Consider the following 24418-nt stretch of genomic DNA (forward strand, 5'->3'; position numbering starts at 1 on the left):
GGCGCCTGCTCCAGAACCGGCACCTGCTCCAGAAGAGGAAACGAGCGAGCCTGAACCAGCGCCAGTTCCAGAACAGGAAATAAGCGAACCTGCTCCTGCGCCGGCCAAGCCGGCACCTCAGCCTGAAGAGAAACAGCCGGCAGAGGAAACACAATCGACTTCTTTAAGCCAATTTGAACAAAAGGTTGTTGAACTGACAAACGCAGAAAGGGCAAAAGCTGGACTTGCTCCTTTGAAAGTTTCTGAAGAGCTGTCCAAAGTAGCCCGGGCCAAGTCAGCAGACATGCGTGATAATAATTACTTTTCACACCAGTCTCCGACATACGGCTCACCTTTTGATATGATGAAGCAATTCGGCGTTTCTTACACAGCTGCCGGTGAAAACATCGCAGCAGGACAGAGAACCCCGGAAGAAGTGGTGAACGCCTGGATGAACAGCGCCGGACACCGCAAGAATATCATGAGTTCCAGTTTCACTCACATTGGTGTAGGATATGTGAGCGGTGGTTCTTACGGCCACTATTGGACTCAGCAATTTATTCGGTAATACGGACTGCGGCCGCATGATTTATTCATGCGGTCTTTTTTCGTTAATGGAGTATTAAATCAGCAAGGAAACATTCCTACACAGTGACCAATTTTAAGAATAAGGATAAATGCAGCCCGTTCGTTGAATGAACCAAAACAGCACTCTATATAAAACGAACCCTCCGGCCTCCTTCGAACTTTCTTCAGCGGTCCTCAGTACTGAAATTCACAGCGTATTCCGTCACCACTAATGCAGTTTCCGGCGATCCGGCTTCAATTGTTGAGGTGTTCCACGCAGAATTATTTTTAAATGCATCTGCTTTTCTTTTTTTCTTGTAAGTTATCTTTTAAAATGAAATATCTATTTTAAAATTTGACAGTTTCTTTTTTTACTCTATTTCTCTGAAGGCTCCTCTGTTGGGTGACTGTTGACCATTAACAGGGTCTCAGGCTGCTCCAATTGTCCGCAATTCCAATATGTTTTAAAGTGAAAATAAAGAATCGCCAACAAGCAAAAGGGGTGAAGCCGTTTGCCTGGTATCCAGATAAAACGCATTTATGAACAGCCTGACCCAAAGGATGGGATCCGGATTTTGGTAGACCGCGTATGGCCGCGCGGCGTCTCGAAGGAAAAGGCGGCTCTCGACCGCTGGATGAAAGATATTTCACCGAGTCCTGAGCTGCGAAAATGGTTTAACCATGACCCGGGGAGGTTTGAACGATTCAAAGAAGAATATGAAAAAGAACTGGCCAATGACGAAGAAAAAATGGAACTGGCGGAAACAGTGAAGGAACAGGCTTTATATCAGCAAATTACACTCATTTTCAGCGCAAAGGACGAGTGCCATAATCATGCCATTGTCCTGAGAGACTGGCTGAATCGATAAGGGGGAGTTATATAATGAAAGAATTTGTAGGCAAATGCGATCAATGCGGGAAAGATATTTATTGTCTGGAAGGATTTTTGAATGGCGTGAAAGATGACAGCGGAAAACTTCTCTGTTTTTCATGTGCGGATGGAGAGGGAGAGACCCGGCCCTCAACAAAGTAAAACCGTGCATTTACACCGATATATTTCCGGGGGGTTATCTCGGATGCAGGGCTAAAGGAGCTGAAACAAATGAACAAAGATGAAATCCGCCAGCAAGTATGGCGGCAGATGGAAAAAGAGAAGGCGGGCCGCTTTCCTTTTCCGCTTGCAGGTAGAATACCGAATTTCAAGGGTGCTGAAAAAGCAGCCGGCCATATTGTAACGCTCGATGCATATAAAGAGGCTGCTGTCGTAAAGGTGAATCCGGATGCTCCGCAGCTTCCATTACGGGCCCAAGTGCTGAAAGACGGCAAAGTGCTGCTCATTCCGACTCCCCGCCTGAAGGCCGGTTTCATCAGGATCGACCCGGAAAATGTACCGGACGGGGAAGAACGGAAAGCTGCAAGCCTGAAACATATGAAAAGCTATGGGAAGGAAATCCCGCTTTCGGAAATGCCGGAAATCGATTTGATTGTCGTCGGTTCCGTTGCTGTTCACCGGGACGGAAGGCGTATCGGAAAAGGGGCAGGTTTTGCCGATAGGGAATATGCGATCATCAGGGAACTCGGCAATCGCCCAGTTCCGGTTGTCGGAACTGTTCACAGCCTCCAGTTGTCGAAAGAGGACGTGCCGCGGGATCCTTATGATGTGACATTGGATTGGATTGCGACAGAACGAGAACTGATTAAAACTGAATCGCCATACAAAAAACCTGAAGGCATTCTCTGGGAGCGGGTGACTGAGGAAGAACAGAAAGAAATGCCTGTACTTGAAGAAATCAGGCGCCTTGGCCGATAAAGATAGGAGTATGGCATTCAGAGTTTCACCTCATATTTTGACCTGTTTTACATAGGTGTAAAACGAAAAATTTTTGTATGACAGGAAGTGGCGGAAATGGCAAAACAGCAGGAACATAATTATTATGAAAGCGCCTATATGCAGCTGCCGCAAGCTGGAGGTTATCCCCAGGGCCGTATATGCACAGGGGATTACGATCCCCGCTAAAACGTCCTGTGAATAATGTTTTTAAAAAATTGGAGGGACGATTCGCCCTGAATCGTCCCTGAAAGTCTTGTTCTGGCAATAGGAGGGGCCACTGCGACTCCTCAAAAAGCCCGAATATTAACATTGAGTTTGTTCCAGGGGTTTCCAAACCCCTGACTTACCTGCGCCCAATTTCCGTCAGGCAAGCTGCTTAAACAGATGTTTATCTAACCTTCACCTTGCGCATTCTTTTCATGAATGTCAAAGACTTTCCTGTGCCGATAGCGACAGCTTCAAGAGGCTCGGCTGCCAATTGGACAGGAACGACAATTTCCTGGCTGAGCCATTCCTCCAACCCTTTCAGCAAGGATCCCCCGCCGGTAAGGACGACGCCGGTATCAACGATGTCTCCACTCAGCTCGGGCGGGCAGTCTTCAAGCGTGCTCCGTATTGTTTCCAATACTTGCAGAACAGACTCTTTGATTGCTTCCTGGACTTCGGCTGAAGAAAGGGTGATCGTCCGGGGCAGCCCCTGGATCATATCGCGGCCCTGGACTTCCATTGTCATTTCCTCATGTTCAATCGGCGCATATCCGATTTCCATCTTGATTTGCTCTGCTGTCCGCTCGCCAATCAGCAAATTATATTTCTTTCTGATGTAATGAACAATGTCTTCATCCAGCTGGTCACCACCGACTTTGACAGCCCGGCTGGCCACAACGCCTCCAAACGAAATGATGGCGACTTCGGTCGTGCCGGCCCCGATATTGACAGTGACGTTGGCGATCGGTTCATCAACCGGCAGCCCGGAACCGATCGCCGCGGCCACGGGTTCTTCTATGACATCGACTTGCTTTGCCCCGAAGCTTTTAATGGCATCCTGGATTGAGCGCCTTTCCACAGATGTCGATCCGGACGGTATGGCGACGACGACATTTGGCTTTCTCACTGACATGCCGATCTTTTTACTGACGACCTTCATGATTTCTTTCAGCATGCTGATTGTAATATCATAGTCTGCGATGACTCCGCCTTTAAGAGGGCGGATTGCCAGCAGATCGCCATGGGTTTTTCCGATCATTTCTTTCGCTTTTGTGCCGACGGCAGTCACTTCGTTTGTAGATGCATTGACTGCAGCCACTGAAGGCTCGTTATATACAATTCCTTTGCTGGTATGATAGACAAGTACATTAGCGGTACCTAAATCGATCCCGATTTCTTCATTTCCAAACATTTATAATCATCCTTTTAAACAGCTTTTAGCATAATATTTCTGCTGAAAATATTTTTTCTGGGGGGAATCGGTTTTAGGCAAATTTGGCAAAGGGAAAAGAAGAAAGATCGAACAGACTTTTTCCCTATAAATTTACAAAATTTTTTCCTCTTTCTGATATAATGAAAATGTTATATGGTCCAAAAGACTTAATTAGTCGAAGGTGAAAGTAAAGGATGATGCCGAGTGATCGGGTTATGGACAGGTATACTTTTTATCCTGTTTGCCGCAGGTTTCTTCATCGCATATGAGCTCATAATGTTAAAGAGGCATTTTTATAATCAATTGAAGTCTTCAAGTGATATTGTATTTCGGCTTCAGCTTAAGCCGGAACCTAAGTTTATTTACATAGCAGACGCTGTGCATAAGACCATGGGATACTCACCAGAAGAACTGAAAAAAGATCCCTATATCATTTTCAATCAAGTTGCACCGGAATACTTCAATCAGTTGTATGACATGATTTTCAATGATAAACAAAAGACGGATATCAGAACATTCATGTGGACCAGAATGGACGGTGAAGTGTGCTGGCTTGAGACACATATCAGCCGGTATTATGACCGGAAAGGTAATGTAAAAGGAATCAACGGAATAGCAAGGGATGTTACCGAAAAGGTCAGGAATGAGCAGAAACTAAAAAAACTGAGCTATTTTGATTCCCTGACAGGCTTGTATAACCGGAATTATTTTGAAGAATATTTAGGGAAGGCTGATGAAGGTGTTTTCCCGCTCGGTATTGTCATGTGCGATATCAATGATCTGAAGGTGACCAATGATCAGTTTGGGCATCACAGCGGGGACGAATACTTGAAAAATGTCGCCCGGATTCTGAAAAAAATCGCCAATGGAAATGCTCTCGCTTTCCGGACGGGCGGAGATGAATTCATTCTTTTGTATCCTGCTGTTCGATCGGCAACCGAGCTTGAAGGAAATAAACTCGTCCTGCGCGGGGAACTTGAAGGCTATTCATACCTCGGCCGGCCGCTGAAAGTGTCGCTTGGCGTCTCGGTTGCTTATAATAATGTTGAACTGGCAGAGAAACTGAAGACTGCAGATGCTCTCATGTATAAAGAAAAACGGAGGATCAAGCAGGATTGCATTCATGTCCGATGACGGCGTTCTATGGAAAAGGGGGGAGAAATTGAAATCCCCGCTTATTGTGCTTTTAGTGAATTTCTTGCTGCCATTGATAATGAAGGAACCTTATGGAATGATGCAGAAACGTGTAAGTCCAAAAAGGCGTAATTTGATTGCCTTGGTCCGAGAGGAAGCGAGCGATATCCATGTTTTCACCTTATGTTTCAACACCATTTGAACTATTCGGCCCCGGCCATATTGCTGTATTGGTTTTGTTTATTCTCGCTGCCGCAGGCTTACTTTTATTCAGATTCCGACTGCGGGAAAGTACATTCTTAAAAGAGACGACGCGCTGTACCTTTTTCACAGCCCTTGTCCTGTCCGAGGTTTCTTTTCAAATATGGGCTGTTGCAGCCGGGGTATGGAATGCAAGGGAGTATATCCCAATCGAACTTTGCTCAATAAGCACTTATTTTGCCCTTTTTATATTGCTGACAAAAAAAGAAAAGTGGTTCGGCCATTTTTATTTCCTTGGACTCCTTCCGCCTATGCTTGCCATGCTGACTCCTGAATTATACTACGGTTTCCCGCATTACATGTTCCTGAGATTCTTTCTGCAGCACATGATCATTCCACTCACTGTATTCTTTTTCATGTTTGTTTATCAATATAGGCCGTCCTGGCGTTCATTGTTTCAATCGATCCTGTTTTTGAATGTCTATGCCATTCCGATTTTTGCTGTGAATCGCTTGATCGGCGCCAACTACCTGTTCCTTGCCGGAGCACCCGAAGTGAAGACGCCGCTTGACTATCTTGGCAGCGGGGTATGGTACTACGTGCATCTGGAACTGATTGTGTTTGGCTCTTTTGCATTGTTATATGCACCATTTCTGTTCAAAGATAAAAAAATAAAAACAAAAAAGCCCGGCGATGTGGAGCCGCCAGTCTGAGCCCGAACACTTCCTGTTTTGAAGGAAGTGTTTTTTGTTACCGTATTAGAAATAAAAATTGTCAGCAAAGAAGTGTTTTGACAGTTATTGTGGAGAAAATCAAAATATAACGCTTAATCACAATTGAATTCACAGGTTAAATCAGAAACGAAGCAAATTTGAGCGCTGAGCTTTTCTTTTGTAAGAGGTTATTCCATTAAAGGGTCCCTAAGTTAAATAATGTGATATAGAAAAATGCTCAGCGATCCAGTAGTGATCTGGCAAAAGAAAAAACAAGCAGGTAGATTCTGTCTAATGTCTAACTTATAAAGAGTAGAGAGGAGGAACTGAATATGAATGTGAAAACTGCTGATCTGTGTGACGACTATGCCAGTGAACTTGCCATTTGCAAGAAGGAGTTTAAACATTTCGGCAAGGTTAAGCGATTTTACGGGCCGATCCATACGGTGGATGTATTTGAGGATAATGTGCTTGTAAGAGAAGCGCTCGAAACAGTGCCGGAAGGGTCTGTACTCGTTGTGGACGGCGGCGGTTCAAGAAATGTGGCTTTGATGGGTGACCGGCTTGGAGACATCGCGGTTTCACGGAAGCTTGCTGGTGTCATTATCCATGGATGTGTAAGGGATTCGGCTGATCTCAATGAACTTGAGGTCGGGATCAGGGCGCTCGGCACCGTTCCGCTGAAAAGCAAAAAGGAAGGGAAGGGCGAGCGGGACATCGTCCTGTCTTTCGGGGAAATTGAATGGACACCGGGGCACTATGTATACGCGGATGAGGACGGAATTGTCGTCGCATCCCGCAACGTAATCGAACAATAATGAAAAAGCGGGAGGCACATTGAGTGCTCCCCGCTTTTGCTTAAAAGGACAAATGGATACAGCAGCAGCCGGGATTATCCCTTTTGCTGCTCAAGCACGTTGGCAAGAACATGCTTTTTGTAGCTCTCCACTTTTCGTTCTTGAAGGCGATTGATGCCGATCTTCTTCAATTCGCTGACGTACCAGCCTTTGCTTCCTTGATGCATAAAACAAACACCCTTTCTGATCAGAATTTAAGATATTTACATATCCAGCCGGTGCCCATTCTAACATCCGTGAATTCTGACCGAAAGAGTGCAGCAAAAGGAAATGAAGATTCATACGAAATGCCCCGGATTGCCTGGCAATTGCCAGGCAATCATAGGTCTTAATACCCAACCTTGTATCGCTGCAGGAGCGTTTGTCAGCGGATGAGCCGGATAATTCGCTTCATGATGAATAGGAACAGGACAGCTGCAGCAGCCAGGGCGGCGGTTTTCAGGCTCCATAGGGTGGAAAACAGGGATGACGATTCGGTTGAGCCGGTTGTTTCCCCGTTGACAGGTGTGCTTTTTTGATCAGATGGAGCCGGCCGTTTCAGCTGATTATTCAACAGGGTGCGGTCGCCCTCGCCTGTTACTGTCAGTATGCCGCTTTCACTGACAGATGTGTCCGTTTCTTCATTCAGCCCGGCTGTGTAATAAAGAGTTTCATCAACTTTGAACGTTTTGTTTCCGGCTGCGGTGAGTTCCGTGCCTTCATCAATTGAATGGGTTGTAAAATGGTCGAAGCCGTAGTCAAGCAGCGCTCTTGTATCCCTGTATGCTGCATTGCTTGACGGGGCGTTCATTACCACTGCAGCCCATTCAGAATTGCCGCGGCTTGCTGTCGTAACAAGGGTGAATCCGGCTTTACTTACGTAGCCGTTTTTCCCCCCGGTTGCTCCTTCGTATAGCCTGAGCAGCTTATTGTGATTCAACAAAGTGGTATCCCAGCTTTTTCCTTTCCAGGGGAGTTCATTTGTACCGAAAATTTCCCTGAATTCAGGGTTTTCCATCGCATAGGCTGTAATCATTGCCATGTCTTTCGCTGTAGTAACGTGTGACTCTTCAAACAGTCCATGAGGATTTGTGAAGTATGTGTTTTCCACCTTCACCCTTTCCTGAAGAAAATGATTGATCTGACTTTCAAACGATTCACCGTTCTTTTCAAGATACTCGGCAATCGCATAGGAAGCATCATTTCCCGAATTGATCATCATGCCCTGAATCAGCTTCTTTAATGGTACCTCTTCGCCTTCTTCAAGGTACACCGTTGTGCCTTCAACTTCGGTCGCTTCCTTAGATACCGTGATAACGTCATCCAGGTCGCCTTCTTCGATCGCCAGTGCAGCAGTGGCGATTTTCGTGATGCTGGCCGGATACATTGACCGGCTGCCATCTTTTTCAAAGAGTACAGTGCCTGATTTGATATCCGCCAATATGGCCGTTTCACTTTGTATATCAGGCTTGTCTTCCCCGGAAACTGCGGCAGAAGCCGGGTTAGCAGGAAGCAAAACCGCAGCTGCAAGTATCATGATTAAAAAGGAGCTCAATCGCTTAGTTGGCATTTTTTATGTCCTTTCTGCTCAAAAGCTATGATCCTATCAATAGTGTTTCGTCAGGAAAGCCGCGCTTCCGGTAATCGACCATCTGAAAATTATTGAGAATTTTTTCAAAGGACATTAAGTTGAGTCTGCTGGAAGCTGGGGATGAGCGAAAATGTGAATATTTGTTGGGAAGGAACTTGAGAGATTTACATAAGAAGAAATGGAACGCCTGTCAGCATGCTTGGGTATTCCATGAAAATAATGTTGCCGTTTTTGCGGAAATCTAATCAATATTTTCATCCAGCCGATAAATTGTCAAACAGCCGGGGCTGCAATACAATAGGGATGAAGGAACTTTTTGTAAATGGGAGGGTGGCCATGGACTACGCAGCCATTTTTGCAGAGGAACGAATTAAGAATGCCATTAAGGACGGCGAATTTGATGATTTGCCAGGAAAAGGGAAGCCGCTGCAGCTTGAGGACATGTCTCAGGTTCCAGCTGAACTGCGGACAGGATATAAAATTTTAAAAAATGCCGGATTGCTTCCTGAAGAAGTCCAGTTGAAAAAAGACATGGTCACGATCCAGGACTTGATTGATGCCTGTGATGACGAAAAGGAAAAACAGCAATTGGAGAAAAGATTGAACGAGAAGATGCTGAGGTTTACATCCATAATGGAAAAAAGGTCTTTCTCAAGATCGAGGGCCTTTTCAGCGTATAAAGATAAAATATACAATCGTCTAACATAGAACCCTCTGTATTTGAACTGTAACCCGAATAATGGACACTTTGAAAAAAGGTCCTTTATTCGGGTTTTTTGTGTTCAACGATAAAGAACCCGGTTATAATCAACTCAATGAAGAGAACGGGGGAATATCAGTGAGTAAGATCCTCTTCAATGAATTTCAGATTAAACAATTGGAGGCCAACCCTAATGTGTCTCATGTTTCTGACAGGTCAATATCCTACCATCCTGATTTTAAGAAGAAGGCGGTAGAGGAACTCAGGGCAGGCAAAGGGCCTACACAGATTTTTTTGGACCATGGATTTGACATTGAGATGATCGGAAAGGATAAGCCGAAGCAATGTCTCAGGCGGTGGCGCAAAGCCTTTGAACAGTATGGGAACGATGGCTTTGATCATGAACGCAGGGGTAAGGGCAGTTCAGGCCGGCCAGTTTCGAGGAAGCTCTCAGTTGAGGAGAAGCTTAAGAAAGCGGAGGCCCGCATTAAGTTTCTTGAGGCGGAAAACGACTTCCTAAAAAAGCTGGAAGAACTCGAAAGGCAGGCGAAGAAAAAGAAATAGCGAAATCCGACAGATTCCAGCTCATATACCAAACCATTCGGAAGCATCAATTGAGAGGTATGGATGGGTATTTATGCCGTCTGGCAGAAGTTAGTAGGAGTGGCTACCACAGATGGCTGAAGGCAGAGGAGGTAAGGGCACGGAAAGAGAATAACGATAAGGAAGATTCCGTTCTGATCAGGGCAATCTTTGATCAGAAAAAGCAGAAGGCTGGAGCCCTTCAAATAAAAATGATACTTGAAAATGATTACGGCATTGTGATGAATCATAAGAAAATCAGGCGGATCATGCGCAAGTTCAACCTGGTGGCGAAGGTGCGCCAGGCCAATCCTTACCGTAAAATGGCGAAGGCAACCCAGATGCACAGATCCTGTGAAAACCACCTTCAACGCCAATTTAATCAAGGAGAGCCTGGAAAAGTCCTGCTTACGGATATCACCTATCTCCCTTACGGCAAAGGGCAGCTGGCTTATTTGTCCTGTGTGAAGGATGGGGCGACACGTGAAATCCTTGCCTATCATGTCTCCACTACTCTCAGAATGGAACTGGCTTACCACACACTTGATAAATTAATAGAATCACTAAATGGAGTCCTGCATCCCGAAGCCCTCATCCATTCAGATCAAGGGATGCATTATACTCATCCCGTGTTTCAACAGCGGGTGAAGGAATTAGGGTTTATCCAGTCCATGTCACGTAAGGGGAACTGTTGGGATAATGCCCCAATGGAGTCGTTCTTTGGCCACCTTAAGGACGAACTGGACTACAGGGATTGTAGGACATTTGATGAATTAAACCATCAGGTGGATCGTTACATAGAAGAATATAATACACAGAGATATCAGTGGAGTTTACAAAAAATGACCCCGGCTCAATACCGGAGTCATCTTTTGACAGCCTAGTGCTTTTTTTAGATGTCCATTTTATAGGTTACAGTTCAATTGCAGCGGGTTCTTTTACTATTGGAGAAAACTATTCAAAGCCCTCGTGAGCAAGCACCAGGCGCTTCCGTCTCTTGGAAAGGACATAAAAACGGTCCGACTATTTTATAAATAAGTGGCAAAATTGTGAACTTTTATACCACGAATTATTGCCTGATTATCCTAATAAATGGCAGAGGTGACACAACAATCACCAGCGAATTAAGGTCTATTTACCCATATAAATAGAATGATTTGGTATAATAGACACTGATAGAATTACAGTTGCATTACAAGTCGGCAGGGGGCATTGCCACTTATTGGTTGATGGTTTAATGTTAGTCTCGTAGAAAAAAGCTAGGGGGAATAACAACATGAAAAAACATCTTGTGACGATAAGCGGTGCAGTTCTAGGGTTAGCTTTGTTCGGGGGTTCAGCAGAAGCTGCCAGCTATAAAGTACAAAGCGGAGACACATTATGGGGACTATCTAAAAACTATCAAACAACCGTTTCAGAACTTAAAAACATAAATGGACTACACTCAGATACAATTTATATCGGACAAACTCTGACTGTTCCAGACGGACAGGCACAAGTAAGCACATCATCTTCTGTTTACACTGTAAAAAGAGGCGACACACTTTCCGGGATCGGTGCGAAGTATGGGGTTTCTTACCGTTCAATCATGAAGTGGAACAATCTTTCTTCAACAGTGATCTATCCTGGACAGACGCTTAAAGTATCTGGAGGAACTGTCGTGAAGTCAGCTTCCACAACATCAACATCTACAGTAACGCATACCTCTGCCGATGGACGCGCTTTGAGTGCATCACAATTGGTCAACGATGCAAAAGTTCATATGGGAACACCATATGTATGGGGCGGCTCACAGCCGGGCGCTTTTGACTGCAGCGGTTTTATGCATTATGTAATCAATGAGCAGACAAGCATGTCACGCACAAACGTAGCAGGCTACTGGGACCGCATGCAGAGCGTGTCTTCACCGAATGTCGGCGACTTTGTATTCTTTGAAACGTACAAGCCGGGACCATCCCACATGGGAATCTATCTAGGAAATAACAAGTTCATTCATGCGGGTTCTTCAAGTGGCGTAACGATTTCAAGCATGGACAATCCTTACTGGAGCCCGCGTTACCTCGGCGCGAAAAAGCTGGCTCAGTAAGAATCTAAGATGAAATTAGGCAGGTGCACCATGCTCCTGCCTTTTTCTATTCCCTGATAAAAAAAATCTAAACATCAAAATGAATAGTTTACTTGCGTTTTCTTGACACTTCTCCCTGCAGCAAATCGGTACAGGCATCTCCATAACTGGTGAATAAAAAGTAAAACCCCGGAAGTCACTTTTCCGGGGTTTTGTATATACCGTGTTTCAGCACGTGGATGTACAGGTCGAGGTCCTCTAACAATGCATCCGGCTTTTTGGTTAACTCATCCGGATGCTCTTTATAGAATTCGCCGTATTTGTTCCCGAGATACTCGAACAGAGCCATCGTAATTTCAATTGCTTTATCACGCGGCAGTCCGTCAACAAGCATATCATCTTTCAGGAATTGAAAAATGTACTGGGTGTTGACCGGTTCCATCGTTTCCCGCTTGGACATGATCAATTGCATCAGCTCATCCTTGAGGGAAGGCGGCGGCTGGTATACAGCGGTCATGATGATTTGATATTCGTGCGGGTATAAAACGGCCATTTCCAGTTTCCTTATGATGAAACTCTTGACGTTTTCAAAAAAATCAACACTGTCATCTTCAAGGGACTTCGTATCTTTCATTATTCTACCGAAAATGAAATCGATCGAATGTTCGACGACGAAAAGATACAGGTTCTTCTTGTTTTTAAAATAATGGAACAGTATGCCTTTGGAAATATCGGCACGGCTGGTGATGGTGTTTGTGGATGCATTCTTATAGCCGTGCCTGGCGAACTCTTCCACACAGACCTGGATAATCCGATTCTTTTTTTCTTCCGGCAAGTTCATAAATGCTGTGTTCAACATAAACACCTTCTAAGTTATACCGTAATGTCTTTTCTGCGGTAAATCATGTAAGCTGAAATTGTGCTTAGGATTATTATAGCTGTCATGATTGCCAGATACAAAGGCTTAATCTCAGAGTTGTTGATGATGTATGCCGGGTCGACGTATTCAAACGGCGTGAGATACTTCAAGTTTTCCAGCTTCTCCGCCAGTCCCTGGACAATATCAAGGAAATAGGTGACAAGGACAAGTCCAAGCGACAGGGATACGACCATCCGGTTTTTCCTCAGGAAGCTTGAGGCCATAAAAGCGATGCCGCCAAAAGTCAGATGAAGGAGAAGCGGTGCAGCAGATATTAATGCGAATGTTTCGGCGTCCACTGAGTCATCACCTGACATCCTGAAACCGAGATAGTTGATCAAGCTGATTGCCCCATTGAAAATTAAAATGTTTGTCAGGACGGCGAGCAGCTTTTCGGTGACAATTCTCGTCCTCGTTACAGGCTTTGACAGCAGAAATTCAGCTGTCTTATCACCTTCTTCTTTTACAAGCATGTTGGCAGCCATGATTGAGACGTAAATGCTTCCGAACAGTGTTACAAAAAGATAGCCCTCAATGGCATAAAAGCCAAGAACAGTAGAGAAGCCAAGCTCGTCAATATTGAAAGCTTTGAGCATTCCTTCCGGATAGGCTTCCATCATTTTTTCAATGCTCTCCTGCTGTTTGGCAAACTCGGGATAAATGCTGAGCATCAAAAAGATCAGCCCTCCCAGCGCCGCCACCCATATCCAGAGGGATTTTTGGGACTTTAATACTTCGCGTTTATAAATCATCATTCAGCCCTCCTTACTGATCCTTCTCATAATAGTGCATGAATACTTCTTCAAGCGACGGTTCTTCAATTAAGATATCGCGGAACGGCACATTCTGCAGTCTTTCCAGCAAAAGATGGGTGTTGCCGCTATAGAGGAACTTCACACCATGTGCAATTTTTTCTTTCTGGATGATCCCTTCAAGGCCGGGATCGTAATCGCGGTCATCATCAAAAAGGATGCTGACATTTTTAAACTGGTTTTTCCGTAAGTCCTCAATGCTTTCCACTTTGATAAGTTTTCCTTCTTTGATGATGGCAACCCGGTCACAAAGCTTCTGGACCTCCCCTAAATAATGGGAGGAGAAGAAAATCGTTGTGCCGTTAGCCCGCATTTCCCTCAGTAAGTCAAAGAAGATATTTTGCATCAAAGGGTCAAGCCCTGAAGTTGGCTCATCCAATATTAAAAGTTTTGGATCATGAAGCAGGGCCTGGACAATGCCGATCTTCTTTTTGTTTCCAAAGGAAAGGTCTTCAATTTTCCTGTTGAGGTCGAGGTCAAGCCTTTCTGCAAGTTCTATTATCTTATTAGTATGATCTCCGCCGTAAAAGCCCGCTGAGTATTTCAGAAGTTCAATGGCTTTCATGTCATCATAATAATGGACTTCAGACGGCAGATAACCGATTTGTTTCCGGATTTCTTTAGACTCTTTGACAATATCAAGGCCAAGGATGGAAGCCGATCCTTCACTCGGATAGATAAAGTTAAGCAACGTCCGGATCGTGGTGCTTTTTCCTGCACCATTCGGGCCGATAAAGCCAAAAATTTCTCCCTCTTCAACAGAGAAAGTGACATCTTCAATGCCGCGGTTTTTTCCATAAAACTTGGTTAGTTTTTTGATATCAATTACACTCACAGATCATACCTCCCTATCTGTTGACCAGTAGGTCAATCGATACTTATATTGTACTCTTCGTTGACCAGGTAGTCAATCGTTTTCATAAACATTCTCTGATCCGGAATTTTCCTTTTATTAGTTTGAATCGTTTCCGTAATTGTAAGAAACGGGCGGCCAATAGGGCGGAATTTCTTTTTATAATTAGGGTAAGCATAGACTGCATGTATGAAAGTTTATAAATGTCGTTCCTTTGGCATGAATGTGTATTTAAATAGTAAAGTCGGATTTCGTGATAAGCCTCCTTGGCCGTTCCATACTGCAGGACATTAATATGCAGGGCGCTGGAAGCAGCCGTCCCGAGACTTTGACTCCGATTTTTCGATTAATAAAATAAACAGATCTTATTATGAAAAAGGGAATGAACCTGAAAAGACAGGGGGAATAAGGCATGTCACTGCTGACTAGATGGCTTGAAAGCCTCGCCGAATCAGTTGAAATAAGCGAGAGATGTTTGCGGCAGATGAGTCCTTTCAGTACATGTGAAAAATGTATTGAGGTATGCCAGGAAGAAGCACTTAAGATAACAAATGGAAAAGTGGAAATTACCGAGGAGCACTGCACTTCGTGCGGCAAGTGCATGACAGTTTGCCCGGTTCATGCAATAGAGGGAAGTGTGCCAAGGCGTGATGTGATTGAAGATACAATGATTCAAAATGCGGAGGTGGTCCCTCCGTCTGTCGGTGAATGGCTGTATTACGCGAGTAAAGGAATCAAAAAATTGGCAGTACTCCATGTCGGCTTGCACAGCCGAAGCTGGCCGGAGAGCCTTCATGAGCCAAACCGAATCCTTTCCAAAATGGGCGAACCGGAAATTGCATTGACTGATACTGTGCCTGTTCCGGAAGAAAAAGAAATGTCCCGCCGTGATTTATTTCGGTTCGTCGGCAAGGAAAGCAAGGTACTGGCAATGTCGTCCCTTACTCCCGCAAAATGGCGCTATAATCATCAATCCTTTTCGATCAACCGGGCTTTTCCGGAATGGATGTTTTACCGGGTGGAATTGGACAGGGCAGCCTGTACACTGTGCGAGGTCTGCTTTAAGCTCTGTCCGAACCAGGTATTTACCGTTGACAGGGAAAGGGGAGAGCTCCGGATTTCTCCAGGAAGTTGCAATGGCTGTGAATTATGCGTGGACGCCTGCCGGGAAAATGCAGCAGCAGTGACAGAGCATATCGCCCCGCGGGAAGAGGGTATTGCCAGCATAATAGAAAAAACATGCATGTCTTGCGGGCAGCCTTTCCTTGACTGGGATGAAGCAGGGGATTCATGCCATATCTGCTTGAAAAAAGCGGAGAATAAAAGCAGTTTCTTTTAAATTTTGGGGCCTTCTCTTAAGTGATTTATGTTTATACCGTTATATTAGACGTCATTGTACGTTCAGATTAGCAGTCCAGCCTGATCACCGGCTGCTATCGCCTATGCGGGGCTGTCCCTTTCTTCTACAGCCCCGCTTGTTTATGCGCCGCTGAGCAGGCGCCTTGCGCTTAACTCATGAAGGAATTATTTTGGCGCAGCGGCTATTTTTGCAAACTAACAATATAAGAAACGCAAGAGGCAAAACCCCCGGACAGGCGCCGGGGGTTAATATTTCACCTGGAATTTTTGATAGGTGCGTGCTTTATCGGATTCCATTGTCTCAATGTTATCGACCTTTGAAAATCCGTTTCCTTCTTTAAGCGCTTCCGTGAATGATTCGATATTTTCAAGCGTACCTGAAGCTTCGATTTCAACGGTTCCATCCGAGTTGTTGCGCACCCAGCCTTTTATGCCGGAAAAGTCAGCCTGCTGCTTTGTGAAATGCCGAAATCCGACGCCCTGGACTTTCCCATGGACAATCATGTGCCTCATGACTCTGTTTTCATCGCTGTGATTTTGCTGTTGATTTGATACAGGTGGGGTCTTTTTAAGCCGGTCTGTTATTTTTTCCAAAAAAGAGCGCCCTTCTGTCATGGTGTTCCCTCCGTTCAAGAACTATACTTCCGCCTACTTGTTTTCCCGGTTTAAAACAAACCTAAACGAGTGGGAAGAATAGGAAGCAGTATTTCGGTTTGTATTAAAGGAATAAAGGGTATGAATGTATAAATTATATAGTAGTTGTATATTCATTCGCCGCATTGTGATCTAAGGGAAACGGGGAGGAAAAATGTATGGAGATTGTTAAGCAGCTCAAAGGCCTTGAAAGTCTGTATACGAACAGTCGAATGGTATTGTCCCTGTATTTAAGCAATGATCACAGCAACGATTACCAGAAAAGGGATATCTGGCGGATTCATTTGAAAAACGGCCTCAAAGATATCGAGAAAAATATTATGGCTGTCGGAAACAGTATTGAAATCCAGTCGTTCCGCCTTGTGAAGCAAAAAGTCGAGAAAGAATTGAATGAACATAAACTGCAATTCAAGCGGGGGTTCGTTTTATTCGCAAGTCAGGACAAAGTCGTATATAAAGACCTCCAGGTGCCGGTGGACAATGAGTTCTACTGGCGTGACGAGCCTGTCATCGATCCTCTGGAAAGCCTTTATAAAAAATTTCCGCGCTCCGGCATCGTCGCTTTTAACCATGAACATGCACAAATTCTTGATGTCGAATTGGGCGAAGTGAAGGATTCTCAGCTCTATGACCTGGAAGTGGACCAGGAAAACTGGCGCAAAATTGAGGGACGGGCTCCATCTTCCATCACAAATGGAAAAGTGAAACACCATGACCGTGACCGCTATGATAAAAGGCTTCATGAAAACATGGTCCGCGAATTCAAAGCACTTGCTCATCAAATTGATAAAACCGCCTACGAAAAAGGATGGGAAGGGGTGTATCTTGCCGGTGTTCCCGATATGCTTCCGCTGCTTCAGGGAACGCTTTATGTGCAGATTTTGAAAACGAGCAGCCAGAACCTGGTTTCCAAAACCCCGCAGCAAATCGTCCAGGAACTTCTGCTTAAATAAGTGGTTTCTTTGTTGGCAGTTAGTAGATAGGTGGAGGTATGATTTGTAGGACTCCTTCGCACGAATACCAGCCAATCGGATTCAGCAGCCTTTAACGAGCTGGCAGGTTTTTCTGGAAGCTGAAGAAAGGGGAATTTATTAAAATTGGCCACTGAGCCGAAACACTTCCTTGCTGACAATTTATACTTTCCTGTACGGCCAAAAAGGGGGCCGCCATTTGCTGGCGGTCACCCTTTTTCTTTATGCTGAATTGCTGCGGTTATTGAATATTGCCTTCAACAGGAGACCCGTCCGATAAAAACCAGGCCAGTGATACTCCTAATCATAGAGGAAAGAAATATAGATAAGGGCAGCTTCGTCTCTGTCTTCGCCTGTTAAGGCACGCCAATCGGCGAGTTTTCTTGTTATTAAGGAAATTATAAAATTTTTGCGTTGTGGATAAAAAGGGAGAAGGGAGTCATCCAGCTCCAGGCGCCAGCAGCTATCGTAGCGGTGATCCCCTTCAGAAGGAAAGATCACCTTCCTGCGGGCACGCCCGCTTATGCGTACGCCGCTAAGCGGGCGCCTTGCGCTTTTGGTCAATGGAGAAGAAGATATTCTGCTAACCTGGTAAATTCGTTTTTTCATGTTTAATCGTGTTATGATGAAAAGTAAGCGTAATCGGAATGTAAAGATTATAAAGAATGAGGGTGATAAAATGCTCGAACAGGCGTTGGACAGGGTTGATGAGGGAGTCATGATCATTGATGCCGATTTCAAAATCGTTTTTTTAAACAGAATGTGTGAGGCCATTCTTGATATTAAACGTGAAAACGCCCTCGGAAAAAACATTGATGAGTTTTTTGATAATCCTCCCGAGCACACTCGGGCCCTTCAGCACACTCTTGAAAAAAATGAAGAGTTTGTCCATGAAGTGCTTCCCTATAAATGGGGCAAATATGATAAGTACTTGAAGCAGGAAACAAAGCTCCTAAAAAAAGAGGGGAAGGTCATCGGAGCCATGACCGAATTCAATGACATCACCGACTTTGTCAGAAGGGAACAAAAGCTGGTGAACATGTTAACGGAGCGTTCTGCAACAATTATTCCTCTGTCACTGAAGACCGGTATTCTTCCTTTGCGGCCCCTTGAGATGATTTCCGACAACTTGAAACCGGATATCCAACTTTCCAAAATTCTTGATGATGCGGTTCGCCAGAAAATCGAAAAACTTGCGATTGATATGTCCTTCATACCATTTACTTCCTCTGAAGACAGTGAACATTTTTATCAGCTTCTGAAAACTTTGAATATGATGGGGATTGAAGTAGTGATTACCGGAATAAAGCCGGATCTTGCCAGGGATACAGTCACAAAGGGGCGAAGTTTTTCCAATTATCGGACGTACACCCATTTGAGCCAGGCCCTTGATTATTTTAATTTATCGAGCAGTGTGGAATAAGTCTTTGCGACATTCGGGGCAGCCGTTTTCAGGGTGTTCTTCTTTTTAGGATGGTATGTTAAAGGATGTTGTTGATTTTACAAATTGTTGATTGGTGCGGGTGTGGATACTCTTCGTACACGCCACGCATTTCCGCCGTCCGGTGAGTATTCGAGGGAGCTTATTCAACGTTCTGCTGGAGCAGCGGGAACAAATGACGCACTTGTGCCCCTGGTGAAAGCGGATGCCTGCAAGGGAAATCAATATCCGCGGGTAACAGATCCTTTCGAATGAAAATTTCAATTTTTATCCACCGGAATGGCAGCAGATTTCATTTATAATGGCAATTGAAAGACTGTTTTTCCTGGAGGGGGAAGGCCCCTCTCAAGATATGAAGCTGTTTTAGCAGTTAGTCCATATTTAAGGGAGGCTGTAAACGGTGAGCCAAGTCAAAAACCTGTTAATTGGAATTTCAGGGTCAATCAACGTAGCTAATATTTTTCCGTATATCGGCGCCATCCAGCAGGAGATGCAATGCCGGCTGCATATCATGATGACCCCCGGCGCCCAATCATTCATGCCGGCAAGCACTTTGATGCACAGCATTGATGGAGATGTTTTTACGGACATGAAAGCACATGGAGAATTTAAAATGCCTCACGTTGAGCTTGGCCAATGGGCTGATGCCATCATCCTTTTGCCGGCATCAGCAAATACGATTGCCCGGGTTGCTTCAGGATTCGCTGATGAGATTGTTTCTGCCGCCATCCTGGCCGCGAATGAGCCTACCATCATTTTTCCGAGCATGTACCTGGGCATGTGGCGGAAAAATAGTGTCCAGCGGAACATTGAAACATTGAAGAGTGACGGCTTTTACGTGTACCAGCCAAGTGTATTCATGGAGCAGCCTGATGCCACAGTAGACGCATTCAGCGGCGGAAGTCTCCCGTCACCGGCACAGACCGCGGAATACATTAAGGCAGTGGTGAATGGACAAGTTAAATTAAGGCAGAACTAAAGCAGGGGATGACACCCCCTGCTTTTTCCTTACTCTTCATTTCCCTGTTCGGTTTCAGGCAGCTTGTGAAAGGTTTTATCAAACAGGCATACAGCTTTCAGCTTATCGATTTTTCCAGTTAAAAACTCGCGTTCATATGATCCGATTTTTTTTATGTCGAACACTTCAAGCATGCAGCTGAAATATTCCCATATCGCCGTTTTTACTGCAGTGCCGTTCACTGATGCCGCTGAATATAAAGCATCAATGACTGCACTCATCACTGAAACGTCTCCCTTTATATGATGGCGTATTTGATAAAGAGCGAGGTGCAAATAACCCTCAAACTGTATCGGATTCCTTATAATCCTCAGTTGTTTATGCTCATCGAAAATATGGGCCTTCCGCGGTTCATGCTGGCCAAGAACAGCCAGTACCGTACCGATCCGTTTGATGCTTTCAATGGCGGTAGCGGGGTCACTGGCACCAGAAGAGAGTGACTTTACCGCGATGTCGGAAAGCTTTTGAATGCCAAATCTGATGTCTTGCTCCTGAGTCCGTTCGCTGCCAACATTATAAGCTTCAAGATAACTGGTTTTTTGAAGCTGGACTGGAGGGAAATTCCAATAGGAAAGGATTGGCATGCCTTTATCGATATAATCACCGATGTCTGCCTCAAGGCGGAGGACGGTGTTGTCCTGATGCGACAGATTTTTTAAATATTCAACATCTATCGTTTTGATGTATCCTGATTTCTTTGCCCTTACTAGAAAGCGCTCTTGTTCCTGCAAATCGTCCAGCTCCCACTTTTCCCATGGGGAAGGAGAAGGTGCACCGGCGGGCTCAAGCTCTGTTTGGATACAGCTGACGGTTTCAAGGGTAATCCGTTCAATCAGCTTATTCACTTTCAGCCAATTGGCGGCATGATTGATAAAGGCAAGGAAATAGCCGAGAGCAACCGTACCGGCCAGGACTCCAATAACAGGGGATAAAAAGACCTTTTCTTTATCCGGTAATGTGAGCATGTTAAATAAGGAAACGATGACACCCGCTGAAAACACCCCGAGTACATGCTGAGTGAACGTTTCTGATAAAAAATCCTGCAATGCTCTCGGTGAGTACTGTGATGTATAGGTGGTCAGCACAACCATAGTGACGGAGAAGGTGATAGTCGTCATCGTGAGAATCCCCCTCACGAGCGAACTGTGGATCGCTCGAGCCGTATCCGTTTTAGTCAAAAACATCTCATGCATATTTACCCGGCTGACATTAAAATCGATAAAGGCAGTGATGACAGACAGAATGACTGCCCCGGCGAAATACAGCAAGGGGATGAGCCACATCTTTTGGCTTATGGTTTGTTCATTAGTTGATGGCATGATGTCCAACCTCCTCGTTCACTTTTTCCCTTTTTACCAAAAGGTACTCTTTTTTTAGAGCGCGGAATTTAGTGGGTTATGAAGCTATTCCCTGTTGTGAGGGTTTTTTGCAAAGCTTGACGGATTGCCGAATCTTAAGGAATTTGCTAAAATACCCTTGGAAGTATAATCAAGGAGGAAGGAAGCATGGCTCTATTCGATTTGCGCTGCAAAACATGCGGAAATGAATTTCAAAAAATGGTCCCGTTTTCAAAACTGAAAGAAACGGGCTGCCCGGACTGCGGCAGTGTTGATCATGAACGAATATACAAAGCGAATATCAAAGGACCAGTAAGAGGAGGGGGAGCCGCCAGTGCTCCATCGGCCCCTTCAGCAGGCTTTACGTGAGCTGGCGGATGCTGAGCTGCAGTTTGCAGCTCTTTTTTATCGGAAAACATAAAATGCCAGCAAGGAAGTATACCGGCGCATGTCTTCGCCTGATGGCCCGCCAATCGGCGAGTTTTCTTTATGACGTTTTATGGGAGGGCAGCGGACGGTGTCCTGGTTGGGGATAGAAACGTGTGTCCGGTGCTGTTAGAATAGCGCGTCTGCAGCTGCTGGGTCAGAATCTGGATCAGCATGCAAGGAAACGATGAGGATTTTGAGTAAAAAAAGAAAAACGGCGAAATTCGAAAATAAATTGTTCTTTTCAAAAGATAAATTACAGAATAAAAAAGAGAAATACTCAAATTTGAAAATAAAGGGGCATAACCGGCATGCAAATAATAGGTTCTTAATGCTGAGTCAGGCCGATTCCCATTCAATAGATAAATTTCGCGGCTTTTACAGTTTTTAGTTTGATTTACGTTCCCTTCTGTAACATATCTAGACGCAGGTGTGTTTTGACGTGTTCAAACTGCCGGAATGCCAGTCCTTTTTTCGAAAAGTGCCGCCTGTGCCCGTTAGCGCACAAGATAAAAAAACTGCATCCAAACGGATGCAGTTTTTCAAATGGTTTTTATTTTTTCAAGTTCAGTTCACCCGGGAGGTGCTTCACGAATGTAAGGAATAGGCTTAATCCTTCGCGGACTTCCGGGTCTTTCATCATTTTGACCATTTGCATTGTAGTCATTGGCTTATCAGCTGTTTCGCGGTCATGGCGGGCTTCAGCGAATGCTTTGCTCATGCCCTGAACGAGTTCAAGTGAACCGTGCTGGACGATTTCATCAGCCATTTCAACGCCGCCGATCGCTTTTTCAACCATATCGGTGATCATCGGTGTAGTCATGGATGCTTTCATCGTTGCGACCATTTCGCCCATTTCACTGAGTGTCTGCAGCGTGCCTGATTCTTCAAGGCGCTGGACGGTTGCGAGTGTGCCTTCAAGGCTTTTGCTCACCTCAGGGAGTTTTTTCATAAGCGAAATAGTTTCCGGCTGTAAAATGTCATCCATCAGTTCAACTGCTTGAACCGCTTTACCGGCAAGATCTGTTACCATTTCATTTGTTAAGGAATTGAGGGCTACAGATGCAAATTCTTTTGTATCTTCTAAACGGTCTTTTTCCTTAGAAGTGGTAGGAGTTTCCATGTGTGACACCCCCTTACATAATTCCTCTCACATTGAGCCAGTAGATCTCGTTGTATACGCCCTTGAACCAGTGAAGGAGCTCGGACGTTGTTGCCGGCTTTGGAGGATTGTTATAGTCAAACGTGATATAGCTTGCATCATGGAGACTGTTTTCAAGGAAACAAGCTACCTTGCCGTCGTACATGTGCGTTTCTGCAATTCCGTTGATGCGGTTGATGATGTTCGGCACAAGGCTTTCGCTTTGATAGTGTGCAGTGGATCCAGCTTTACTGATCGGAAGGTTTGTCGCATCACCAAGAACGTAAACGTTGTCGGATCCTTCCATTTTCAGTGTATGGCGGTCAGTCGGAATGAATCCTCCCTCATCACCGAGGCCGGAATCCAGGATGACTTTTGCACCTGTATGTGCCGGTACGGAAATGAGCAGGTCAAAGGAATGCTCGCTGCCGTCCATTGTGATGGCGACTTTCCGTTCCGGATCGACTTCTTCCATGTTGAAGAATGTTTCGGCATTGATGTTGCGGCTTGCAAACTCAGGGTTTGCCCACTCTGCAACCGGCTGGAGGGAGTGAATCCGTCCAATCGGATAGGTGTATTGAATGTCCACTTTGTCACGGATACCGCGCTTGCGGAAGTAATCATCCATCATCAATGTGATTTCAAGCGGTGCTGCCGGACATTTGTGCGGAACATCGACTGCAAGCAGGATTTTTCCGCCTTCAAATGAAGCGAGTGTATCACGCAGCTTGATTGCACCGTCCATTGTATAGAAGTTGTGTGCGGCATCTTTCAAGCCGGGAATGCTGTCAAAGTTCGGAACAGAGCCTGTTGCAAGAACAAGGTAGTCATAGTTATACGTTGTTTTGTCAGAAACAAGGCGGTTTTTCTCCGGCTCGACCTTTTTCACGTCATCATATACCATTTTCACGTTGCGGTGCAGGAGATCCTGCTGTTTGCGCGTGAAGTGTTCAGGCATTTTTTCATTGAAAGTGATGAAGAGATAGCCCGGCTGGTAAATGTGTTTATCTGTGTTGGAAATGAGCAGCACTTCGACTTCTTTGTTTTTGATTTTATCGCCCAGTTGGCGGGAAAGGCGGTTGGCCACCATTGTGCCTGCTGTTCCGCCTCCAAGAATTACAATTTTCTTCATGGGTGTGAAGCCTCCTTTCTCCCAGTACCCCTTTAGCGCATTTTGCGGACGCCGATTTTCCAGTAATCTTCTACTTCATCGTTGAATGCCACTTCATGGCCCATTTTGTTTGCCCATTCAGGGATGTCTTTTGCTGAACCTTCGTCATTTGAAATGACTTCTACTACGTTGCCTACTTCAACAGCTTTTATGCTTTTGATCAGTTCCATCAATGGTCCAGGGCAGTAAGAACCGCGGGCATCTACTGATTTTGTTACTTGTACTTCACTCATTGTGAAATCCTCCTTTAAAATAAATCATAAAAGTATTTATCCGAATCTATGGAGTTACATAGTTACGACTTGACCATTCTGAGCCATGCCGAGGAATTTAGTAACACCGATAATGTCATCAAACACATCGATCAGGTCGTCTTTGTTCCATTCCATTACATCAAGGGCAAGTGCACATCCATAAACGTTAAGCGTACCCATTTCGCGTCCTTCACGGATCAGTTTGTCGAAGGAAGGAGCGTCTTTCTCGATAAGTGCTTTGCCGACATCGCCAGTTTTGAAGTCTTTGTTTTCGACACTTTTCTTAAGGAAAGGCTTCAAAGCATTCATTGTCACAAAAAGGTTGACTTCCATACCGGACATCGCAGCCATTGAGCCTACAAGAGCGCCGGCATGAACCTTTTCGATATCCTCTGATAAAAGAATTATTGCCATTGAAGGTACTTGTTGTTCCATAGTGGAAC

At 45.0% G+C, this 24418-nt stretch carries 26 protein-coding genes and 1 pseudogene; 15 read left to right on the forward strand and 12 right to left on the reverse strand.

Annotated elements, in window-relative coordinates; all coding sequences use genetic code 11:
• Positions 1–103: 103 nt before the first annotated feature.
• The 4 genes and pseudogenes from A4U59_RS13055 to A4U59_RS13065 all read left to right on the forward strand — a co-directional run.
• Positions 104–547 (forward strand): annotated as a pseudogene (locus tag A4U59_RS13055) (CAP domain-containing protein); the annotation flags it as partial.
• Between the two features lie 511 nt (positions 548–1058).
• Positions 1059–1415, forward strand: a complete 357-nt coding sequence (locus A4U59_RS13060) for a DUF488 domain-containing protein (RefSeq protein WP_070121017.1) — start codon at positions 1059–1061, stop codon at positions 1413–1415.
• Positions 1416–1429: 14 nt separating this feature from the next.
• Complete coding sequence (locus A4U59_RS21790; RefSeq protein WP_169823963.1) at positions 1430–1579, forward strand: hypothetical protein; 150 nt, start codon at positions 1430–1432, stop codon at positions 1577–1579.
• 69 nt (positions 1580–1648) lie between these two features.
• Positions 1649–2356: a 5-formyltetrahydrofolate cyclo-ligase gene (locus A4U59_RS13065; protein WP_070121018.1), complete on the forward strand. Its 708-nt coding sequence runs from the start codon at positions 1649–1651 to the stop codon at positions 2354–2356.
• 409 nt (positions 2357–2765) lie between these two features.
• Here the strand turns inward: A4U59_RS13065 and mreBH are convergent, their stop codons facing one another.
• Positions 2766–3776 carry a rod-share determining protein MreBH gene (gene mreBH, locus A4U59_RS13070; protein WP_070121019.1) on the reverse strand — a complete coding sequence of 337 codons (1011 nt, stop codon included), beginning with the start codon at positions 3774–3776 and terminating at the stop codon, positions 2766–2768.
• A 225-nt stretch (positions 3777–4001) separates the two neighbouring features.
• Between mreBH and A4U59_RS13075 the strand changes: the two genes are divergently transcribed.
• The 3 genes from A4U59_RS13075 (at position 4002) to rraA (ending at position 6663) form a co-directional block, all read left to right on the forward strand.
• Positions 4002–4931 (forward strand): sensor domain-containing diguanylate cyclase, encoded by a 930-nt coding sequence (locus A4U59_RS13075; protein WP_070121020.1) that lies wholly within the window; start codon positions 4002–4004, stop codon positions 4929–4931.
• A gap of 170 nt (positions 4932–5101) precedes the next feature.
• Entirely contained in the window at positions 5102–5845 is a 744-nt protein-coding gene (locus tag A4U59_RS13085; protein ID WP_070121022.1) for a YwaF family protein, read from the forward strand.
• Between the two features lie 332 nt (positions 5846–6177).
• Entirely contained in the window at positions 6178–6663 is a 486-nt protein-coding gene (rraA, locus tag A4U59_RS13090) for a ribonuclease E activity regulator RraA (RefSeq protein ID WP_070121023.1), read from the forward strand.
• Between the two features lie 74 nt (positions 6664–6737).
• Here the strand turns inward: rraA and A4U59_RS13095 are convergent, their stop codons facing one another.
• Together A4U59_RS13095 and A4U59_RS13100 are read right to left on the reverse strand one after the other, a co-directional pair.
• Positions 6738–6869 carry a YflJ family protein gene (locus tag A4U59_RS13095; RefSeq protein WP_070121024.1) on the reverse strand — a complete coding sequence of 44 codons (132 nt, stop codon included), beginning with the start codon at positions 6867–6869 and terminating at the stop codon, positions 6738–6740.
• A 197-nt stretch (positions 6870–7066) separates the two neighbouring features.
• Entirely contained in the window at positions 7067–8218 is a 1152-nt protein-coding gene (locus A4U59_RS13100) for a D-alanyl-D-alanine carboxypeptidase family protein (protein ID WP_245680556.1), read from the reverse strand.
• Between the two features lie 390 nt (positions 8219–8608).
• On the opposite strand from A4U59_RS13100, the gene A4U59_RS13105 reads away from it, so the two are divergent.
• The 3 genes from A4U59_RS13105 to A4U59_RS13120 all read left to right on the forward strand — a co-directional run bounded on the left by A4U59_RS13105 (position 8609) and on the right by A4U59_RS13120 (position 11640).
• On the forward strand, positions 8609–8980 hold the full coding sequence (locus A4U59_RS13105; protein WP_070121026.1) for a DnaJ family domain-containing protein: 372 nt from the start codon (positions 8609–8611) through the stop codon (positions 8978–8980).
• Between the two features lie 130 nt (positions 8981–9110).
• Positions 9111–10438, forward strand: a protein-coding gene (locus A4U59_RS20920) for an IS3 family transposase (protein ID WP_106406341.1) whose coding sequence is annotated in 2 segments (ribosomal slippage) — positions 9111–9480 and positions 9480–10438 — 1329 coding nt in all. Because the reading frame shifts where the segments join, the coding sequence is not laid out codon by codon here.
• A gap of 392 nt (positions 10439–10830) precedes the next feature.
• A complete protein-coding gene (locus tag A4U59_RS13120) occupies positions 10831–11640 on the forward strand; it encodes a C40 family peptidase (protein WP_070121027.1) in 810 nt (269 codons plus the stop codon).
• A gap of 175 nt (positions 11641–11815) precedes the next feature.
• On the opposite strand, the gene A4U59_RS13125 is transcribed toward A4U59_RS13120, so the two are convergent.
• From A4U59_RS13125 to A4U59_RS13135, 3 genes are read right to left on the reverse strand one after another with little or no spacing between them, the layout of a single operon-like run.
• On the reverse strand, positions 11816–12475 hold the full coding sequence (locus A4U59_RS13125; RefSeq protein ID WP_157888179.1) for a TetR/AcrR family transcriptional regulator: 660 nt from the start codon (positions 12473–12475) through the stop codon (positions 11816–11818).
• Positions 12476–12492: 17 nt separating this feature from the next.
• On the reverse strand, positions 12493–13290 hold the full coding sequence (locus tag A4U59_RS13130; protein ID WP_070121029.1) for an ABC transporter permease subunit: 798 nt from the start codon (positions 13288–13290) through the stop codon (positions 12493–12495).
• 13 nt (positions 13291–13303) lie between these two features.
• Positions 13304–14185, reverse strand: a complete 882-nt coding sequence (locus tag A4U59_RS13135; RefSeq protein ID WP_070121030.1) for an ABC transporter ATP-binding protein — start codon at positions 14183–14185, stop codon at positions 13304–13306.
• A gap of 430 nt (positions 14186–14615) precedes the next feature.
• Here A4U59_RS13135 and A4U59_RS13140 point away from each other — a divergent pair, with 430 nt between their 5' ends.
• Entirely contained in the window at positions 14616–15542 is a 927-nt protein-coding gene (locus A4U59_RS13140; RefSeq protein ID WP_070121031.1) for a 4Fe-4S dicluster domain-containing protein, read from the forward strand.
• Positions 15543–15808: 266 nt separating this feature from the next.
• Here A4U59_RS13140 and A4U59_RS13145 read toward each other — a convergent pair whose 3' ends face one another.
• Positions 15809–16177, reverse strand: a complete 369-nt coding sequence (locus tag A4U59_RS13145) for an acylphosphatase (RefSeq protein WP_245680557.1) — start codon at positions 16175–16177, stop codon at positions 15809–15811.
• Positions 16178–16374: 197 nt separating this feature from the next.
• Between A4U59_RS13145 and A4U59_RS13150 the strand changes: the two genes are divergently transcribed.
• From A4U59_RS13150 to A4U59_RS13165, 3 genes are all read left to right on the forward strand, one after another.
• The gene (locus A4U59_RS13150; RefSeq protein ID WP_070121032.1) at positions 16375–17169 is read left to right on the forward strand and encodes a VLRF1 family aeRF1-type release factor; all 795 of its coding nucleotides are present in this window, start codon (positions 16375–16377) and stop codon (positions 17167–17169) included.
• A 625-nt stretch (positions 17170–17794) separates the two neighbouring features.
• Positions 17795–18610: a PAS domain-containing protein gene (locus A4U59_RS13155; RefSeq protein ID WP_083270839.1), complete on the forward strand. Its 816-nt coding sequence runs from the start codon at positions 17795–17797 to the stop codon at positions 18608–18610.
• A gap of 418 nt (positions 18611–19028) precedes the next feature.
• Positions 19029–19607: a flavoprotein gene (locus tag A4U59_RS13165; protein ID WP_070121035.1), complete on the forward strand. Its 579-nt coding sequence runs from the start codon at positions 19029–19031 to the stop codon at positions 19605–19607.
• A gap of 29 nt (positions 19608–19636) precedes the next feature.
• On the opposite strand, the gene A4U59_RS13170 is transcribed toward A4U59_RS13165, so the two are convergent.
• Positions 19637–20965 carry a DUF2254 domain-containing protein gene (locus A4U59_RS13170; protein WP_070121036.1) on the reverse strand — a complete coding sequence of 443 codons (1329 nt, stop codon included), beginning with the start codon at positions 20963–20965 and terminating at the stop codon, positions 19637–19639.
• Positions 20966–21151: 186 nt separating this feature from the next.
• Between A4U59_RS13170 and A4U59_RS13175 the strand changes: the two genes are divergently transcribed.
• Positions 21152–21352: an FmdB family zinc ribbon protein gene (locus A4U59_RS13175; RefSeq protein WP_070121037.1), complete on the forward strand. Its 201-nt coding sequence runs from the start codon at positions 21152–21154 to the stop codon at positions 21350–21352.
• Between the two features lie 610 nt (positions 21353–21962).
• Here the strand turns inward: A4U59_RS13175 and A4U59_RS13185 are convergent.
• From A4U59_RS13185 to A4U59_RS13200, 4 genes are read right to left on the reverse strand one after another with little or no spacing between them, the layout of a single operon-like run.
• Positions 21963–22532, reverse strand: a complete 570-nt coding sequence (locus A4U59_RS13185) for a helical membrane plugin domain-containing protein (RefSeq protein WP_070121039.1) — start codon at positions 22530–22532, stop codon at positions 21963–21965.
• A gap of 13 nt (positions 22533–22545) precedes the next feature.
• The gene (locus A4U59_RS13190; protein ID WP_070121040.1) at positions 22546–23682 is read right to left on the reverse strand and encodes an NAD(P)/FAD-dependent oxidoreductase; all 1137 of its coding nucleotides are present in this window, start codon (positions 23680–23682) and stop codon (positions 22546–22548) included.
• 32 nt (positions 23683–23714) lie between these two features.
• On the reverse strand, positions 23715–23954 hold the full coding sequence (locus A4U59_RS13195) for a sulfurtransferase TusA family protein (protein ID WP_070121041.1): 240 nt from the start codon (positions 23952–23954) through the stop codon (positions 23715–23717).
• A 54-nt stretch (positions 23955–24008) separates the two neighbouring features.
• Positions 24009–24410 (reverse strand): DsrE/DsrF/DrsH-like family protein, encoded by a 402-nt coding sequence (locus A4U59_RS13200; RefSeq protein ID WP_157888180.1) that lies wholly within the window; start codon positions 24408–24410, stop codon positions 24009–24011.
• Between the last annotated feature and the right edge of the window lie 8 nt (positions 24411–24418).

This window comes from Bacillus marinisedimentorum, assembly GCF_001644195.2.
GTDB classification, from domain to species: domain Bacteria; phylum Bacillota; class Bacilli; order Bacillales; family Bacillaceae_O; genus Bacillus_BL; species Bacillus_BL marinisedimentorum.